General features: G+C 76.6%; 1 protein-coding gene. It reads left to right on the forward strand.

Features of this window, described 5'->3' with window-relative positions:
- A partial coding sequence (locus AB0O00_RS37650) for a condensation domain-containing protein (RefSeq protein ID WP_363659195.1) occupies window positions 1–1,827 on the forward strand: 1,827 nt, incomplete at both ends.

The following is a 1,827-nucleotide window of genomic DNA, read 5'->3' on the forward strand; positions in this document are numbered from 1 at the left end:
GGCGCCGCCGCCGACGCGCCGATCGCCCGCCTGGAGCGGGCCGGCAGCGGGCTGCCGCTGTCCTTCGCGCAACAGCGGCTCTGGTTCATGGAGCAGCTGCGCCCCGGCGACCAGGCCTACCGCATCGCCGGGGAGCTGCGGCTGACCGGCCCGGTGGACGCGGGGCTGCTGAACAAGGCGCTGGCCGAGGTGATCCGGCGCCACGAGGTGCTGCGCACCGTCTACCGCGAGGTCGACGGCGAGCCCCGGCAGATCGTCGCCCGCCCCCCGGCCGACCCGCTGCCGCTGCTCGACCTCACCAACTCCGTGGCGATGACGGCCGACGAGGCCCGCGCCGCGCACACCGAGGCGTTCGACACGACGCCCTTCGACCTGACCCGTGGCCCGCTGCGGGCCCGGCTGCTGCGCCTGGCCGAGGACCGGCACGTGCTGCTCCTCGCGCTGCACCACATCGCCTCCGACGGCTGGTCGATGCGCATCCTGCTGCGCGAACTCACTGAGGTCTACCGGGCGTTCGCGGCCGGCCGGGAGGCGCCCGAGGGCGGCCCCGCCGTCCAGTACGCGGACTTCGCGTCCTGGCAGCGCGAGCGCCAGGAGACCGAGCAGGGCGCGGCGGCGCTCGCCTACTGGGAGCGGCGCCTGGCCGGCAGCCCGCCGGCCATCGACCTGCCCGCCGACCGGCCGCGCACCCGCCCGGGCGGCTCGGCCGCGGGCAGCACCGGCACCCGGCTGGCGGACGGCCTGGTCACGGCCCTGGAGAAGGCGGCCTCCGACGCGCAGGCGTCGCTGTCCATGGTGCTGCTGAGCGCCTTCAACATCGTGCTCTCCCGCTGGTCGGGGCAGGAGGACGTCCTGGTCGGCATGCCGGTGGCCGGGCGGCTGCGCACCGACCTGGAGAACACCGTCGGCCTGTTCGTCAACACCGTGGTCGTGCGCACCGACAACGCCCCCGGCCAGACCTTCCGCGAACTGCTGGGCGCCGTACGGCAGTCCACGCTCGACGCGGACGCGCACCAGGAGACGCCCTTCGAGCGGATCGTCGAGCGGATCGCGCCGGTGCGCGACCTCACCCGCACGCCGCTGTTCCAGGTCGTCTTCAACATGCAGAACCTCGACGCGTTCAGCGCCGGCCTCCCCGGCGTCGACGTCGAGCTGGTGGAGGCCGAGGACGTCAACGCCCGCTTCGAGCTGACCCTGTACGCCGTCCCCCGGGACGGGCGGGTCGACCTGCGGCTGGTGTACGACGCCGGGCTGTACCTGCCGGAGACGATGCGCGCGATGCTCGCGCAGCTGGTGCACGTCCTGGAGCAGGTCGCGGCCGACCCGCAGACGGTCGTCGGCGAGCTGTCGCTGGCCGCCGGCGGGCCCGTGCAGGAGCCGGAGAAGCCGCTGCCGGCCGCGCCGTGGAGCGGCGCCGTGCACGAGCGCTTCCTCGCGGCGGCGCGGCGCACCCCGCACGCCCCGGCCCTGTCGCTGCCCGGCGGCGGCACGCTGGGCTACGGGGAACTCGCCGCCTGGAGCGGCCGGCTGGCCGAGCGCCTGCGCGCCCACGGGATCGGCCCCGGCGACCACGTGGCCGTCGACGCCGAGCGCACCCCGGGCCTGGTGGCCGCCCTGATCGCCGTCCTGCGCACCGGAGCGGCGTTCTGCGTGCTCGACCGCGCCCACCCGCTGGAGCGCCGCGAGCGCTGCGCCCGGCTGCTGCGCCCGGCCGCCTGGCTGGACGCCACCACGGCGTCCGCCCCCGAGGTGCCCCCGCTGCCCGGCCTGCGCTGCACGCTGCGCGCCGAGGACGAGCGGCACACCGAGGGCGACGGCGGCCCGGAC

It is taken from the genome of Kitasatospora sp. NPDC093558, from assembly GCF_040683475.1.
GTDB lineage: Bacteria > Actinomycetota > Actinomycetes > Streptomycetales > Streptomycetaceae > Kitasatospora.